Source organism: cyanobacterium endosymbiont of Epithemia clementina EcSB (assembly GCF_029919255.1).
Lineage (GTDB): Bacteria > Cyanobacteriota > Cyanobacteriia > Cyanobacteriales > Microcystaceae > Rippkaea.
This window is the reverse complement of record NZ_CP123991.1, coordinates 699,159-712,994: the sequence shown is the minus strand read 5'-3', so window position 1 is coordinate 712,994 and position 13,836 is coordinate 699,159. Positions and strand designations below refer to the sequence as shown.

9 protein-coding genes are annotated in these 13,836 nt (G+C 36.8%); 6 read left to right on the top strand and 3 right to left on the bottom strand.

From position 1 onward, the window contains the following. Positions 1-349 precede the first annotated feature (349 nt). From purS to cysK, 3 genes are all read left to right on the top strand, one after another. Positions 350-631 (top strand): phosphoribosylformylglycinamidine synthase subunit PurS, encoded by a 282-nt coding sequence (gene purS / locus P3F56_RS02265; protein WP_281153194.1) that lies wholly within the window; start codon positions 350-352, stop codon positions 629-631. 6 nt (positions 632-637) lie between these two features. Then, positions 638-1,336, top strand: coding sequence for a phosphoribosylformylglycinamidine synthase subunit PurQ (gene purQ, locus P3F56_RS02260; RefSeq protein ID WP_281153193.1), 699 nt, complete (start codon positions 638-640; stop codon positions 1,334-1,336). Positions 1,337-1,442: 106 nt separating this feature from the next. After that, positions 1,443-2,408, top strand: coding sequence for a cysteine synthase A (cysK, locus tag P3F56_RS02255; protein ID WP_281153192.1), 966 nt, complete (start codon positions 1,443-1,445; stop codon positions 2,406-2,408). A 1,259-nt stretch (positions 2,409-3,667) separates the two neighbouring features. Here the strand turns inward: cysK and P3F56_RS02250 are convergent. Beyond that, positions 3,668-3,988, bottom strand: coding sequence for a hypothetical protein (locus P3F56_RS02250; RefSeq protein ID WP_281153191.1), 321 nt, complete (start codon positions 3,986-3,988; stop codon positions 3,668-3,670). 1,906 nt (positions 3,989-5,894) lie between these two features. Here P3F56_RS02250 and P3F56_RS02245 point away from each other — a divergent pair. Then, positions 5,895-8,150, top strand: a complete 2,256-nt coding sequence (locus tag P3F56_RS02245; RefSeq protein ID WP_281153190.1) for a PBP1A family penicillin-binding protein — start codon at positions 5,895-5,897, stop codon at positions 8,148-8,150. Positions 8,151-8,285: 135 nt separating this feature from the next. Here P3F56_RS02245 and purH read toward each other — a convergent pair whose 3' ends face one another. Beyond that, the gene (gene purH, locus P3F56_RS02240; RefSeq protein ID WP_281153189.1) at positions 8,286-9,836 is read right to left on the bottom strand and encodes a bifunctional phosphoribosylaminoimidazolecarboxamide formyltransferase/IMP cyclohydrolase; all 1,551 of its coding nucleotides are present in this window, start codon (positions 9,834-9,836) and stop codon (positions 8,286-8,288) included. A 115-nt stretch (positions 9,837-9,951) separates the two neighbouring features. On the opposite strand from purH, the gene P3F56_RS02235 reads away from it, so the two are divergent. Together P3F56_RS02235 and P3F56_RS02230 are read left to right on the top strand one after the other, a co-directional pair. Next, positions 9,952-10,320, top strand: a complete 369-nt coding sequence (locus P3F56_RS02235; RefSeq protein ID WP_281153188.1) for a YtxH domain-containing protein — start codon at positions 9,952-9,954, stop codon at positions 10,318-10,320. After that, positions 10,317-10,712: a DUF948 domain-containing protein gene (locus P3F56_RS02230; protein ID WP_281153187.1), complete on the top strand. Its 396-nt coding sequence runs from the start codon at positions 10,317-10,319 to the stop codon at positions 10,710-10,712. Before P3F56_RS02235 ends, P3F56_RS02230 begins: the two co-directional genes overlap by 4 nt. A gap of 1,252 nt (positions 10,713-11,964) precedes the next feature. Here P3F56_RS02230 and P3F56_RS02225 read toward each other — a convergent pair. Further along, the gene (locus P3F56_RS02225; RefSeq protein ID WP_281153186.1) at positions 11,965-13,263 is read right to left on the bottom strand and encodes a dihydrolipoamide acetyltransferase family protein; all 1,299 of its coding nucleotides are present in this window, start codon (positions 13,261-13,263) and stop codon (positions 11,965-11,967) included. Between the last annotated feature and the right edge of the window lie 573 nt (positions 13,264-13,836).

Sequence of the window (13,836 nt, the reverse complement as noted above, 5' to 3'; positions counted from 1 at the left end):
AATGCTTCAATCATTCTTTTTAGTCATGTACAGGACACTTGTTTAATGAAAACAGATTGACCGCACTTGACACAGGTTAAGATAGTATTGACTCTGGGGGATTAAACTATAAACAGACTCTCTACCGACTAAGGTTTACATTTACATCGTTTCTTTAAATTTTAAAGTCTTTAAAGCACAATAAACTGTGGCCGGTCTAAAGGTTTAATCTCGATTGTTGAGTTTTAAATATGAACCCTAAGCTGGAGTTAAAATAGCACGATTTTAAAGACTTGAGTAAGCGGAGGATTCGCGCTTGAGAACTAATGTATTTAACTTTCATGATTATCTTAGCAATAATTAACATCCTATGTCTCAACAATATCAGTGTCGTATTTACGTAACCCTTAGACCATCAGTATTAGATCCTGCGGGTACCGCAGTTGAATCTGGATTAAAACAGTTAGGCTATCAAGGGGTTGAAAAAGTGAGAATTGGTAAATATATTGAACTTACTTTAACAGCCAATGGCGAAATCCATGCCAAAGAACAACTTGAGCAAATGTGTGATCAATTATTAGCTAACCCAGTCATTGAAAATTATTGTTTTGAGGTAACATCTGTCAACGTGATTCAATCCTCAATGAGGTAAGTATCCATGAAATTTGGTATTGTAGTTTTCCCAGGGTCTAACTGTGATCGTGATGTAGCAACGGTTACTCGAGGATTATTAAACCAACCAACCCGTATGGTATGGCATCAAGAAACAGATATTTCTGATTTGGATGTAGTGGTAATCCCAGGAGGATTTAGTTATGGAGACTATCTACGCTGTGGGGCGATCGCTCGTTTTTCGTCGGTGATGCAACAACTGATAGTTCACGCTAACCAAGGAAAATGGGTGTTAGGAATCTGTAATGGATTCCAGATACTAACGGAAATTGGGTTATTACCTGGAACATTAATTCGTAATCGAGACTTACATTTCATCTGTGATCGAGTCCCCGTAAGAGTTGAAAATAATCGTCTACCCTGGACACGAATGTATGCATCAAAACAGATTATTACTCTACCTATCGCCCATGGAGAAGGCCGTTATTATGCAAAGCAAAATACTCTTAAAAGTTTAGAAGACAACGGACAGATTTTATTTCGTTATTGCACAGCTAAGGGGGAGCTTAATGAGGCTAAAAACCCTAATGGCTCCCTTAATAATATTGCCGGAATTAGCAATCGAAAAGGAAATATTTTGGGCATGATGCCCCATCCAGAACGTGCCTCAGACCCACTTTTGGGATCCACAGACGGGCGAGGATTGTTTGAAGGGTTAATTGAAAAATTGCCACAACCTCAATAGAGGGGTAAGCTTTAGTGTAAAGAAATTCTAAAAAATATTATCGAATAAGCAGTAGAAATATTACAACGAAAGGATTATAAAGTAAGTAAACATCAATTAAAAAAAGATGAGAATTGCCCACAACATTACAGAGTTAATTGGCCGGACCCCGCTAGTGCAATTAAACCATATTCCTCAAGCAGAGAGATGTGTGGCTCAGATTGTTGTGAAATTAGAGGGAATGAACCCATCGGCTTCAGTAAAAGACCGTATTGGGGTAAATATGATTAATGCCGCAGAACGGGAAGGACTAATTGTTGCTGGTAAAACTCTTTTAGTTGAACCTACTTCCGGTAATACGGGGATTGCATTAGCTATGGCCGCAGCTGCCAAAGGATATAAACTAATTTTGACTATGCCAGAAACCATGAGTCAAGAGCGACGGGCGATGTTAAAAGCCTATGGTGCGCAATTAGAGTTAACCCCCGGAACTGAAGGGATGAGTGGCTGTATTCGACGTGCTGATGAGCTGGTGAGGACTTTGCCCAATGCCTACATGCTGCAACAATTTAACAACCCTGCTAATCCTGAAATTCATCGCCAAACCACTGCTCAAGAAATTTGGGAAGACACAAATGGCCGGGTAGACATCCTCATTGCCGGAGTGGGTACTGGAGGAACTATCACTGGAGTAGCTGAAGTACTTAAACAACGTAAACCAACTTTTCAGGCAATCGCCGTTGAACCGGCTAATAGTCCTGTCTTATCAGGAGGAAGCCCTGGCGGTCACAAAATTCAAGGGATAGGGGCAGGTTTTATTCCTAAAGTTCTCAAAGTAGAGCTAATTAACGAGGTAGTAACGGTGACTGATGATGAAGCTATTATTTATAGTCGTCGTTTAGCTAGAGAAGAAGGGCTATTGTCAGGAATTTCTACGGGGGCAGCTTTAGCTGCTGCTATTAAAGTTGCTCAACGTCCCGAAAATACAGGCAAACTACTTGTTATGATTCAACCTAGTTTTGGGGAACGTTACTTAAGTACTCCTCTCTTCGAAAGTTTGGAAACACTTCAACCGAACAATTGTCAATATTGACAATTGGTTATCTTAGGATAAGTCCGCCAACAAAATTAATGATAAGTTCATGGTAGGTTTATTGAGAGCTTGTCTAATAAATACTGGAGCCCTCATTTTTGAACTTTAAGAAAATCCACGTTTAATTAGATCTAATTAAGTTAGACTACTTGTCTTAAATATCGTCGAGAAGATCAACAAGCCATAAAAATTAATTCATATTCTTAGTTACCATAAATTTATATTCTAATTTATAAGCTCGGTTGGTAAGTTTTATTATTGATTTTTTAGGAGAGTAAATTTATAATTTAGCAGCAGGTCCTTTTGATTATGAATTAATGGAAGCTTTTCAAGATTCTTGACGTTACATTCAAACTAGATTTAATTAGCTATGTTTATGAACAAAATCAAAGTTTTTCAGGGGTTGGAGCAGAGAAAATACTTGTTAGAATTGGTGAATAAAAAAGTTCACTAATTACTTACCTAAACAGTTATTTTAAACCTTAGATAAGCGAGGATAAATTACGGAATTAGCTGAAGTAGCTTATTAAATAGAATTAATAACTTAGGTTTAGTTAATAAGTCTCTTTCAGTTTTGACAAAAAGAATTAATAAAGTAATCTTGTAAACAGCTCTATAATTCTCAATTATACAGTAAGTTTTTTACCTTTGCTGTAGTTTGGAATCAATTATATTAACAATTTCACGGAAGTAAAAGGCAATTACAAAAAAGCTGTTAAAAAAAATGTTATAAACGTTTGCTAGGCGTGATTATTTTCTCTTGTTTCGAGGAGTTTGTACCTCCTTTTTAAGGAGACTATCTTCAAGAAAACGTTCATCACAATTATAGAAACTGACAGTTATCGTGCCCTACCAGACCGTACCAAAATTTTTGAAAAAATACAATTAAACTTAGTAAAAAGTTATTTTAGTTAGACAAGGTTTAGAGAATTGTTAACTGGATTTACCGTTAATCAAGCAACTGCTCACCAACGACACGTCCACGCATGTAGATATCTACATGCGTGGACGTGTCGTTGCAACGGACAAAACCTCTACAAAACAAAACTTGTTTTGTGTCCCAATGAATTTAAATAGTTTATATCTCGCCCATCATTTAGTCTAAAATAAAGGGTCTACAGTTTTTCCGAGTTTACCAAGTACATACTTTATACAACTTGCGTGGCCTCTTAAGTAAATCAGGTTAGTTAATGATAAATACAAAAAAACCTTAACTGTATATTTTGCTACTAAAACTAGATACTTTTCGTGCCTATCTATTAGAAAGGAAGAAAGAACCTAACTTTTTCTTCAGAAGCTGGCTTCTCCTCACGAACATCAATAGAAGGAGAACTATTGAGATCAAGTACCCTGATTCTCGTTTGAGGTCTTCTTTCTTCTTCTAATCCTACATTGAGGCGACCATTTTCAGGATACATTCTTATTTTAGTTCCACGACGGCGACGGCGTTCATTAGAAAAATCGATGCGAACATCATCACCCAGTTCTATAATTTGAGCCTTGACTGGAGAGGTAAATAATGAGAACGAACCGATGAACAAGGTAGTTACCAGCAATTCCAAGACAAAAATTCTCTTCATAGGAAGTTTCTCCGAAAGGATCAGCTAGAATAATTCGAGCAACTAAAAATCCTGAATCTGGTGCCAATCCTATCTCTATTACTATTATCGCTTCTTCACCCATTTGCATGATTGACACGCTTTCCAATTATGTAAATCAGGATTAATTTTATTAAATTAGCATTTGATAAAGTCTATATAATTCTTTGATTACTAAATCTCTCAAAACAATTAAAGTCAATAACATTGCAATCTTAAATTATTAAAAGACTTAAATACTATGGAGTTATTGTAGTAAAGCGACGAAGACAAATAGCTCTTGTAGATCTGGAAAATCTCTTCAGTACCATCAATTTAGATATAGATTGGAGTGACTGTTATAATTGCGGTGAACAATGTTAACTTTCGCAGTATAGTAATAGTCAGAGATATAACTGGGTCGGGGAAGTTCTTAGTGGGGGCTAAAAAACTTTGTACCCATATCGGGAGATTATTGGGAGACTTATGGAGTGAGAGAAAAGCTATTATCTATATAATTGCGTCTTTCGAGACTTACCCAATGTTCTTGCCAGTTCTCTCTTTATTTTAAGTAAAAAAAAATTATTTTAGTGATTGTAAAAGTCAACAAAGTCTCATGATAAAAGCTGTTTATATTTATACGTATAATCACGGTTTCTTATCTTAAAATATAGGGAAAATTATGTTAAATACGAACCAATAATTCAAGAATTAAAAGGGAAAAATAAAATTTAACTGTAATTATCTTAAACTACTTTAAGATACCTATTGAAGAGCAAATTTTTTAAAAGTTGGCAATAGTTAATTATTTGTATGGCAAGACACAATCAAGGTTTTTAAATTAAAAATAATAGTTAAATTAACACCACTAAATAAATAGTCATAAATAACTATTAAAAACATAAAATATCTTATTTTTCTAGCTTTATGTAGTTCTAATAGTTTAGATTTAACTTACTTTATTTGACGTATTTTATATTTTTCAGATAAAAACTTTGTTTAACAACGTTAGTTTAATCATATTTATCTTTAAATATTTTTAAAAAAATTTCATTATTTCAGTTTGGCATTGACTAAATCATTTGTATACACCCAGTCATTCAGTAATTATCAAAAACAGTTACTGTATCTATTGCTTTGTCTTTACCATATTTTTTGGTTGTACCTGTCTCTTTATCTGTAATTTTATAGATTAATCCTCGTTATCACTTTTTTAAGTTTTATTTCTAGCTCTTTTTTTTAAAAAATACGGATTTTTTCTATCAGTTAATTTTAGTTCTCGCCTCTAGGAGAAGTCCATAATTATTTTTGTTCTTGAACCATTTATCTAGAAAATTTTTTCCAAAAATATTTTTCAGAAATTCAACTAAACATACAATTTCTTAAAATTTCTATTGTCTTGTATTTTTATCTAAAAGTTTAGCTCTTTTCTTATTCCAGAGTAATTTGATGGCTCACAAAATAGCTAACATAATTATTATGCTACTAATTATGTTAGCTATTTTATTAAATTTAATTTAATTTAATAAAGATTTTTTGTCTATTTTAATGCTATTATTCTAAATAATGTTATTATAAATAATAGTTACTTCTTTCGAATTTTACTTAAAAATTACAAATAAAATACGTATTTTAAAAATATCCATTTAACGTTTAAAAGTAAGACAAAGTCTGATAAATTTTCTTTTTTTAAGGAAGAGAATATCAAAAAAATTTCCTTTTATAAGGGGCGATTTAGAAAGTGTAAGATACCGAGTACTCAGTAAAACAGATTTGACTTTAGTGATATCCATCTACTTAACAGTTACAATAATAGGCCGTGGTGTTAAAGAAATTAGTAACACATTCTTAACGAGAATACAGAAAATTTTAAGAAATTTAGCTAACCGATTCCTTAACACAGTAAGCTATGTTCTCAAAACCGCCCTCTTTTCCTAAACACCCCTTGAGTCAACTGGTTACCCAAGTAGTAGAAAAACTTGGGAAAGGAAAACTAAGTCCTGAAATTCTCAAAAAAGGGAAAAAAGTTCCTGAATTGCACATACAAGATAAAGAGGGAAATAAACCTCAAGTCTACTCATTAATTGGTGATCGCTATATTTTGGGGCGGAGTTCAAGATTCTGTGACATCCTTATTGCTAATAGTTTTGTTAGTCAAGTTCACTGTTCCCTACGCCGTGACAAAAACGATTCTCAATATTTTGTCCTCGAAGACGAACATTCTACCAACGGTATTTACCACAACAGACAACGCATTAAAAATCTTTCCTTACGTCATGGAGATGTAATTATCCTTGGCCCCCCAGAATTAGCTAAAACCGCTAAATTGACTTATCACAGTCCTCCTCCTGTTTGGCGTAGACTGATTTCCTATACCCTTTACGGAACTGTTGGACTATTTGCCCTTGTCAGTTTCGTTATTATCTGGGAAAGCCGTAAATATGACGTAACTCCCCTCCCATCAGGAGTTAGTGGTCCAGTAGTTGTCTATGCAAGGGATGATAAAATTTCCCTAAACCCCATTACCAAAAGTACCCACCAAGAAGTTAACCGTTTACAAGATTTTTCTCCTTATTTATCTAAAGCCCTCATTGCCTCAGAAGATACTCGCTTCTATTGGCATTTTGGGGTCGATCCCTACGGGATTGTTCGAGCGTTAGTCATCAACTCAAAAAATCAAGGCGTTTATCAAGGAGCAAGTACCTTGACCCAACAATTAGCTCGCAGTCTCTTTACTGAAGTAGGATGGGAAGATACAGCCAGTCGTAAATTACGGGAAATGATTGTTGCCTTAAAATTAGAAGCTGTTTATAGTAAAAATGAAATTTTAAAAACTTATCTAAATAAAGTGTATCTAGGGGGTAGCCTTTATGGGTTTGAAGATGCAGCCAGATTCTATTTTGATAAATCAGCCAGAGATTTAACAATCTCCGAAGCGGCTACGCTGGTGGCGATGTTACCCGCCCCAAACCTCTATAACCCTGTTCAGGACTATGATACTTCTGTTCAACTCCGAAATCGTGTCATCACTCGTATGGCTGACTTAGGGATGATCAAGCCTGAACGAGCTGATCGTGAGCGGCGATCACGAATAAAAATTAGTCCTAAAGCTAGAAAAACTTTATCAAATTTGATTGCTCCATATCTTTATAGTCACGTTTTTAAAGAACTAAGAACTCTCTTAGGGAATGAGTTGGCAAAAGAAGGCAATTTTATTGTAGAAACAGGATTAGATCTTAACCTACAGTCTAAAGCTGAAAAGGAGCTACGAAATCATATTAAAACTGTTGGTTCAACATATAAGTTCTCCCAAGGGGCAATTGTAACCTTAGATACCAGTACTGGAGAAATCTTAGCCTTAGTGGGAGGAGTAGACTATAAACAAAGTCAATTTAACCGCGTCACTCAAGCTAAACGTCAACCTGGATCAATTTTTAAGGTGTTCGGTTATGCGGCGGCTATTGAACAAGGAGTTTCCCCCAGAAAAGTTTATTCCTGTGATAGACTGCGCTGGATGGGACAACAATATAAACCCTGTGAACGCAGTGGTCGAGATGTAGATATGTATCGAGGAATGGCACAATCAGAAAATGCAATCGCTCTTAGAGTCGCTCAAGATGTAGGGTTAAATCGAGTGATTGAAATGGCGCAAAGGTTGGGAGTAGGATCCGCATTAACACGATCACCAGGGTTAATTTTAGGACAAAGTGAAGTCACTGTTTTGGAAATGGCCGGAGCCTATGCTACCTTTGCTAATCAAGGAGTTTGGAACCGTCCTCATGCAATTCAGCGCATACTTGACGGGGGAGACTGTTCCGATGTCAATAATTGGCAGACGTGTCGAGTCATTTACGATCTCAATCAGGATCAGACTAATAAAAAAAGGGTGATCTCATACCAATTAGCCCAGACTATGACTGATTTATTACGAGGAGTCGTACAACGGGGAACCGGAAGATCAGCTAGTATTGGACTCGGAGAAGCAGGGAAGACAGGAACTACCAATAAAGGCGTGGATCTTTGGTTTGTGGGCTATGTTCCCAGTCATAATTTGGTAACAGGGGTATGGTTAGGTAATGACGACAACTCCCCAACCAGGGGCAGCAGTAGTCAAGCAGCGGCCTTGTGGAGAGACTATATGAAGGAAGTGTTAGTTTCTCGGTAGTTCCATTCCATTTTTTCTAGTCGGACGGAATCACTCAGCGACTGAATAGATCAACTTTTTTTGTTCCTCCATTAAATATTTCCCGAAAAAGTCTATCCTTCCTCATTAAGCAATCTAGAAGATTTTTTACAGAAATTAATGTAGAAAATGCCGTCTTCCGGTTAAGACCATCACTAACCCTAACTCATTAGCCGCCGCAATAGAATCTTTATCCCGTAGTGATCCCCCAGGTTGTATGATGGCTACAATTCCCGCTGCTGCTGCTGTGCGCACCGAGTCATCAAAAGGAAAGAACCCATCACTAGCAAGGAATCCCCCTTTCGCTTCATTTCCAGCTTCTTCCAAGGCAATTCTGACGGCACCAACCCGATTCATTTGTCCAGCACCAATTCCTAAAGTTGTACGATTTTTTGTCACGACAATAGCATTCGATTTAACGTGTTTTGTCACTTTCCAAGCAAACAATAATTCCGCTAATTGTTCGGGAGTCAGTTGCTTTTCTGTAACAATTTCCCAACTCTCAGAAGTATCTATCTGATCGTCAGATGCTTGCACTAACAATCCCCCAGCGATTACCTTAACTGTCTGTTTCGGCCCATTCATTAAATCAGGTAACAATAAGACACGAATCTTAGATTTGGCAGCCAAAATCACTTTAGCCTCCTCATCGCATCCCGGGGCAACCACACATTCTAAAAAGGTTTTTGTTAATTGGCTTGCTGTTTCCTTATCTAAAGGTCGATTAACCGCTACAATGCCCCCAAAGGCCGAAATTGAATCCGCATTAAATGCCTTCTCATAAGCATTAGCCAACGTCTTCCCTATCGCCATACCACAAGGATTGGTATGTTTAAGAATAGCAACAGCTGGTTCTTTTGGGTTAAATTCAGCAATAATACGTCGTGCTGCTTCTAAATCTACTAAGTTATTGTAGCTTAGTTCTTTTCCCTGCAATTTACTCGCTTTAGCCCACCCTGATAGTTTAGTTCCAGTTTGATACCAAACTGCATTTTGATGAGGATTTTCTCCATAGCGAAGAGATTGAAATTGAGTACCTGAGAGAGTAAAACGACTTGGTAAAGAAGACTCTGTTTTTGAAGTAAGAGTCATAAAATAATTAGTGATTGCTCCATCATAACTATGAGTCAAAGCAAAGGTCTCCATCGCCATTTTTTGACGGAACTCTAGAGAAACTTCCCCGTTGTTTGTATTTAACTCCTGTAGATAATTATCGTAATATTGAGGATTAGATAAGACCGTGACATGGACAAAATTTTTGGATGCTGCCCTCAACAAGGTCGGTCCGCCAATATCGATTTTCTCAATAGCTTCAGCCATTGTAAAATGGGGCTGAACAATGGTTTTTTCAAAAGGATAGAGATTGACTACCACTAAATCAATCGGATGGATTTGATTTGACTCCATGTCTCGGCCATCTTGGGACAAATCCCGTCGTCCCAAAATACCCCCATGAATCCGAGGATGTAAGGTTTTAACTCGTCCTCCTAAAATTTCTGGTGATCCGGTGTAGTCACTCACTTTAGTAACCGGCAGTCGGGCCCGTTGTAGAACATCTGCAGTTCCTCCACTACTGATTAACTCAAAGTCAAATTCATTAACCAATTGTTGAGCCAGATCGATGATTCCAGTTTTGTCCGATACGCTCAGTAGTGCTAAACGCGCCATTAAGATTTAATCTCCCGATGTTAACCATTACTTAGGAGTATTATGACATTGCTCATCAAAGCCTAAGGTTTGACTTTAGAATAAAATTACAATTACTAAAATTTCGCAGATACCAATGTCTAACAATAACAAGAGTAGTATTTTGGCTGCCGGAATGGTCATCGGTGGAGTGCTGGGGACAGTAACAGGCATTTTGATGGCCCCACGTTCGGGAAAGGAAACAAGACGTATTCTCAAAAAATCAGCAGATGCTTTGCCAGAGATGGCTGAAGATCTATCAACTACAGTGCAGTTACAAGCTGATCGTCTATCAGAATCAGCACTTCAAAACTGGAATGACACTCTGACACGACTCAAAGACACGATAGCGGCTGGACTCGAAGCCAGTAAAGGTAATTTTGAGAACTCTCAAACCTCTTCGTCACAGATGACTATGGATTCTGCATCCTCCTCTGCTAAACCCTCTTCAGGTAAACAAACGTGAGTGATCCCCTTTTATGGCTTGGACTTTCTTTACTTTTGGTGACTGTCAGTTTGACAGCAGTCTTAATGGTCGCTATACCTACTTGTATAGAGTTAATAAGAGCGGCTCGTAGTGTAGAAAAGCTTTGTGATACTCTCAATCGAGAACTTCCCCCTACCCTGGAATCTATTCGTCTGACAGGATTAGAAATTACTGAGTTAACAGATGAGCTCAATAATGGAGTTAAAAGTGCTTCAGACGTAGTCAAAAGAGTCGATCTCACTCTAAGTAAGACCCAAAGGCAAGTCAGTCTTGTTCAACAGGGAACCCGTCGAGTTGCAATCGGCTTTAAAGCAGCTTGGCAGAAATGGCAGAGTTATCCAACACAAAAAGATTGGTCACCGAGAGCATGAGAGATAAGGACTCAAAGTCTAGGAATTACATATTGGTGAATTATCTTAAGTTTTACATATAAATAATTCACATATGTATTTTAATGACTCAAAATTGCTCAATAATAACCAGATATTCTGAGAAGTAAGGAAATTAAATTTTAGTTTTAATACTAAAAAACAAAATTTTGATATGTATTAATAATTTTCCAGAAAAAATACCGATGAAACAACGCCATCTTAAGTCTTTCATTGTGAGTCTTATAACCTGTATCTTCAGTGTAGAAAGCTGAGTTTTTTTCCTGTCTAGCTTGGGCAGTTAATTACCTATAATTTCCACTCGATGTTATCATTACTGCAGTGAACTTAGTAGATTTTTCCCTTAATCTCAAGAATTATCTCTAATTGAAGAAATTGCCAATCTTTAACAAGATACTGGCTGGAAGCTCAGAACTTTAAGCAAATGTGATCTTTCTCTGAAGCAGGCTGTTATCAACATTATGGGGACTTGATAATTAGAGTATTTTATTTAGTGGCTTATTTCCACGACGGCAACTTTCAGCATTTAGTATCAGTGATACCATTTATAATTTATTATCCTGAGCTTTTTCCATATTCGAGATGATAAAAAAACACGGTTATTATTAACATCTTACGTGGGACATTCTATGGCTTACCTTTAGCCCACTGGTCTTCTGTACTTCCAATTTGTGACTTTTATTTCGGAATGTGATGTGATTTGTCCTGGGAATATTAGAGACTTATCTGTTTTTAGTACTGATTCAATACAAAACCTCTTTTAAGACTAAAACTTAAATATTCTGGCTCAATATGGAATGGTATTTAATCATAAAATTCCTTGTTCAAATACTGTCAATTTCCTTCAGCCTAATATGAAACTATTCGTTGGGTGATCCATAAAAATGGATAATTGTGATTACCTTACGTTAATTTGCTCTGATAAAAGGCATATCATTGGAAGCAGTTGAGGCAGTGCTATTCCAGTAAATAATGTATCCATGGTGCAAGTGGAAGTTATGCCTGATTTATAATAAACGTTTGTGAATTCCGTGTATTGCAACACCCTAATCATTACCCGTCCCTAAAAAAACAAAACACAAACAACATAAGGAATTTTAACTCTCACTGAACAATATTCTGAGGAGTGCAGTGGTGGGTCCATAGCTATTGTTAATATTTTGATATGTTTAGCTTGGCAGGTTTGTGGAGAAACTTGAATCGGGGAGTATAATTTCTGTTCGTTAATTGCAGATCACATCGTTAGGAATTGAACATCGGTTTCGATTAACTGAGCTAAATCTTGCAAAAACGCAGCTGCATGGGCCCCATAGATCACTCGATGATCGCAAGTGATACTTACTGTCATCTGACGTTTTACTCCAGTCAATCCTTCTGAGGTTGCTACTACTTGGGGACGAGATTTACCGATAGCTAAAATTGCTCCCTGTCCTGGAGGTAAAATTGCATCGAAACGGTCTACTCCAAACATTCCTAAATTTGATATGGTAATAGTTCCGTTTTTATATTCTTGGGGTTGCAACCGTTTCATTCTAGCGCGTTCGACTAAATCTTTCCAAGTACGAGATAGAGAATAAATATCGACTTGATCTGCATTTTGTAAAACAGGAGTAATCAGTCCTCCATCAGGCATTGCTACTGCTAAAGCAACGTTAACTGACCTATTATAGTTAATTCCTTGGTCGCTGTAACTAGCGTTGACTAAAGGATGTTTTTGAAGGGTAACAGCCACAGCTTTTGCTAATAAAGCTGTCATAGTCACCCCTTTAGATTTAATTATTTTATAGAGTTTATCTAAACTATCGGTAGTTATCGTATAATCCACATGATAAGTAGGAACTTGCACTGTTGCCACCATATTTTGTACTACTGCTTTTTGTAGGACAGTAAGGGGAACGGTTTCTCCTGAGGTAGCAGGGACAGGAGTCGGTGACGTATTTGGAGTGGGAGTTGCTTGAGATGTAGGGGATAAAGTCTGGGTAATAGTTACAGTTGGGGGTTTCCCCGTAGTGCGCTCTACATCTTCAGCAACAATGCGTCCATAGGGGCCACTGCCCTGAAGGGTTTTGAGATCAACACCTAATTGTTTAGCCAGTTTCTTCGCCCGTGGTGAAGCAATTATGCGGCCATCAGTGCCACGACTTCCATTGGTTTTGGGAACATTTGTCGAAAAAGCTGTTGTTGGTGTCGTAGTTGGTTCAAGGGTGGAGGCTGAGGCTACAGTTTGGGAAGTTCCTCGAGAAGTTTTTGCTGAGCTTGAAGGAGCTTTTTGCTGAGCTTGAGCAATTTCTGCTTTGGTCTCTGCCACGAGAGCGATTGCTTTTCCTACAGGGGCCTCTTGGCCAGCTTCTACCAAAATGGTGGCTAGGTAACCCTCATAGAAAGATTCTACATCCATATCCGCTTTATCTGATTCAACTACAACAACAGTTTCTCCTTTTTCCACTTTATCCCCTGGAGACTTTACCCAAGAGACGATTTTTCCCTCGGTCATGGTGGAACTGAGTGCAGGCATGAAGATATCGTGAATCATGAAGTCGCTTTCCCTTTAAGTCGTGTAAATAGGCAGTGAAGTTTATACCAAATTAAATCTTATCATTCTTTGTGAATCTTCTTAACCTTAATGCCATGGCTATTAATGATCACCTGTGTGTTAAGAGTTATCTCGAATCCAATAAAAAAAACTATGATTTTAAAGTTAGACCAAATAAATTATAGACTTACAAACATAAATATTAAAGATACTGTCTGAGTATTTGCTCAATTTTTAAGTATTTTATTGGCTAAATTAACTTCATAAAAGATACTTAAAAGTTTTTATATTTCAGCCATTTTTTTACTCGAGACAAGAACTGACTATAAATTGAGCATAATCGACTAAAGTCAAGAGATTATATTTTAGTCTTCTAAAATTTTAAACAAGTTAAGTTTAACTGTTTCTTGAAATTTAATTGTAGTCTTTTTTTGACTATTACTCTAACTCATGATTTTTAACTCTCAGTATTTAGCTGAGTAAATACCATTTACTGATGAAAACTTGATTTAAAGTATGAAATAAGTTAGGTAATTTTTAATGATTAGTCTTTAATCTCATTAGATCCATTTC